Annotated in this window: 1 rRNA gene; it reads right to left on the bottom strand. The window is 52.2% G+C overall.

The features are described from left to right. Positions 1-47: 47 nt before the first annotated feature. A 16S ribosomal RNA gene (locus tag LZ634_RS20010) occupies positions 48-1,587 on the bottom strand. Between the last annotated feature and the right edge of the window lie 235 nt (positions 1,588-1,822).

Raw genomic sequence — 1,822 nt, 5'->3', positions numbered from 1 at the left:
TTCATCAGACAATCTGTGTGAGCACTTCAAAGGCAGGTTCTTTAAGGTAAGGAGGTGATCCAACCGCAGGTTCCCCTACGGTTACCTTGTTACGACTTCACCCCAGTCATGAATCACAAAGTGGTAAGCGCCCTCCCGAAGGTTAAGCTACCTACTTCTTTTGCAACCCACTCCCATGGTGTGACGGGCGGTGTGTACAAGGCCCGGGAACGTATTCACCGTAGCATTCTGATCTACGATTACTAGCGATTCCGACTTCATGGAGTCGAGTTGCAGACTCCAATCCGGACTACGACATACTTTATGAGGTCCGCTTGCTCTCGCGAGGTCGCTTCTCTTTGTATATGCCATTGTAGCACGTGTGTAGCCCTACTCGTAAGGGCCATGATGACTTGACGTCATCCCCACCTTCCTCCAGTTTATCACTGGCAGTCTCCTTTGAGTTCCCGGCCGAACCGCTGGCAACAAAGGATAAGGGTTGCGCTCGTTGCGGGACTTAACCCAACATTTCACAACACGAGCTGACGACAGCCATGCAGCACCTGTCTCAGAGTTCCCGAAGGCACCAAAGCATCTCTGCTAAGTTCTCTGGATGTCAAGAGTAGGTAAGGTTCTTCGCGTTGCATCGAATTAAACCACATGCTCCACCGCTTGTGCGGGCCCCCGTCAATTCATTTGAGTTTTAACCTTGCGGCCGTACTCCCCAGGCGGTCGACTTAACGCGTTAGCTCCGGAAGCCACGCCTCAAGGGCACAACCTCCAAGTCGACATCGTTTACGGCGTGGACTACCAGGGTATCTAATCCTGTTTGCTCCCCACGCTTTCGCACCTGAGCGTCAGTCTTTGTCCAGGGGGCCGCCTTCGCCACCGGTATTCCTCCAGATCTCTACGCATTTCACCGCTACACCTGGAATTCTACCCCCCTCTACAAGACTCTAGCCTGCCAGTTTCGAATGCAGTTCCCAGGTTGAGCCCGGGGATTTCACATCCGACTTGACAGACCGCCTGCGTGCGCTTTACGCCCAGTAATTCCGATTAACGCTTGCACCCTCCGTATTACCGCGGCTGCTGGCACGGAGTTAGCCGGTGCTTCTTCTGCGAGTAACGTCAATCGCTGCAGCTATTAACTACAACGCCTTCCTCCTCGCTGAAAGTACTTTACAACCCGAAGGCCTTCTTCATACACGCGGCATGGCTGCATCAGGCTTGCGCCCATTGTGCAATATTCCCCACTGCTGCCTCCCGTAGGAGTCTGGACCGTGTCTCAGTTCCAGTGTGGCTGGTCATCCTCTCAGACCAGCTAGGGATCGTCGCCTAGGTGAGCCGTTACCCCACCTACTAGCTAATCCCATCTGGGCACATCCGATGGTGTGAGGCCCGAAGGTCCCCCACTTTGGTCTTGCGACGTTATGCGGTATTAGCTACCGTTTCCAGTAGTTATCCCCCTCCATCGGGCAGTTTCCCAGACATTACTCACCCGTCCGCCACTCGTCACCCAAGAGCAAGCTCTCTGTGCTACCGTTCGACTTGCATGTGTTAGGCCTGCCGCCAGCGTTCAATCTGAGCCATGATCAAACTCTTCAATTTAAAAGTGTTTGATGCTCAATGAATTAAACTTCGTAATGAATTACGTATGTTCACTCGTTGAGACTTGGTATTCATTTAGCGTCTTGCGACGTTTAAGAATCCGTATCTTCGAGTGCCCACACAGATTGTCTGATAAATTGTTAAAGAGCAGTGCAACACGGCTTTCGCTCACTGTTGCGAGGTGGCGTATATTACGCTTTCCTCTTTCAGAGTCAAGCGTTTAATTTCGCTTTTC

The sequence above is a fragment of the Kluyvera intermedia genome (genome assembly GCF_021440345.1).
GTDB lineage: Bacteria > Pseudomonadota > Gammaproteobacteria > Enterobacterales > Enterobacteriaceae > Kluyvera > Kluyvera intermedia_A.
This window is presented reverse-complemented; position numbering and strand designations above follow the sequence as displayed.